This window comes from Chelativorans intermedius, assembly GCF_025398255.1.
Lineage (GTDB): Bacteria > Pseudomonadota > Alphaproteobacteria > Rhizobiales > Rhizobiaceae > Chelativorans > Chelativorans intermedius.
In genome coordinates this window covers 1-1,486 of sequence record NZ_JAODNW010000079.1, presented here as the reverse complement: position 1 = coordinate 1,486, position 1,486 = coordinate 1, and the positions used below count along the sequence as shown (strand labels likewise).

General features: G+C 64.3%; 1 protein-coding gene and 1 pseudogene. One reads left to right on the top strand and one right to left on the bottom strand.

Translation table 11 applies throughout. From position 1 onward, the window contains the following. On the top strand, window positions 1–799 hold a 799-nt coding region (locus NYR58_RS20330; protein ID WP_261522939.1), incomplete at its 5' end, for a DUF3363 domain-containing protein. A gap of 396 nt (window positions 800–1,195) precedes the next feature. Here NYR58_RS20330 and NYR58_RS20325 read toward each other — a convergent pair. Next, window positions 1,196–1,486: pseudogene (locus NYR58_RS20325) on the bottom strand (hypothetical protein); the annotation flags it as partial.

Sequence of the window (1,486 nt, the reverse complement as noted above, 5' to 3'; positions counted from 1 at the left end):
CAATATCGTGCGTGTGACGCCGAAGACTATCGAGCCTCGGCGAGTGGATCGAACCGTCGCCGAGGTCGCCGCTGCCAACGACGGGCGCTACACCATCGACCTGCATCTCAAGCATGATCCTCGCGCCACCGAGGAATACGCCGAGACCCATGTGCGGCGGCTCGAGGCCATCCGCCGCGCCACCGGTGGCGTTGCCCGTGAGCCCGACGGGACCTGGATCGTCGAGCCCGACCATCTCGACCGGGTGGTGGAATACGAGCGGAGCATGGCTCGCGCAGCGCCGGTCATCGTCGAGAAGCTTTCCCATCTCACGCTCGACCGGCAGGTGGGCACCGACGGCGCCACCTGGCTCGACCGCGAGCTCGTCTCGGATCATCCGGAGCCCACCCGCGACTCCGGTTTCGGCCGGGAGGTGCGCGAGGCCCAGGCCCGCCGCCGGCAATGGCTGATCGCCGAGGGCCTCGCTCACGAGGAACAGAATCGGATCGTCTATCGTGCCAACATGCTGGCGACCCTGCGCCGGCGCGAGCTCACTCGCGTGGCCGGTCAGCTCTCCGAGGAGTTGGGCCTTGCCTATGTTGAAGCCCGCCCCGGCGAGCCGGTGGAGGGGACGCTCCGCCGTTCCGTCCAACTCGCCAGCGGCAAATATGCGCTCGTCGAGAACAGCCGCGAATTCACCCTCGTCCCATGGCGCCCCATCCTCGAACGCCATGTCGGCAAGCAGGTCTCCGGCATCATGCGCGACGACGGCATTTCCTGGACCATTGGGAGGCAGAGGGGTGGGCCGAACATAACGTAGTCATTCGTGGGGAAAGACCCGTCGGCAGGGGGCTTCAATTGACAATCGCGGTGTTGATCAAACGACGGCGCGACCTTCCGCTAAGCGCTGCAAAGCATGCGTTTCGCCAGAAATGTCCAGAGCAACCCCGCCAGAATCAACCGATAGATCACGAAATGAGTAAAGCTGGCGCGCTAGAGCCAAGCCATCAGCCCGGCAATCGCAGCAAGTGCACTTGCAAACGCAAGCATCCCGGCAAGCACTGCGTCGCCCTGAAGCGCGACGTCCCCGGGCCGAGCGAGGTCATAACCTCCAAGAAGGCCCGCCGCGGTGGTGGTGCGGATAGAGAGCGGTAACGAAAAGTGTGCCGTGTCAACGGCGTCGCTTGTCCACCGTTGGGGGACAGTGGACGAGCGGCTAGTGTTCCCGGACAGACGCGGGAAGCTCACGATCGGCCCAATGCGGGATCGACCGATCTTGCTTTGGACGACGCGGAGGAGGAAGTATCCCCACCGCATGCTCAGCTTTGGCCAGCTTTTCGAATTGGTCGGGGGGTATCGCCGACCGCAATCCCTCGACGGCGGTCTTCAGAGCTTGGGCCTTTTCACCTCGTTCGATCGCTTGATCGGCCGCCAGTGTCGCAATCAACGGTACCGGCTGCGTACCGCCACCTGGCGGATGATCATTTGCTGTGGGTGGCCGCGTATC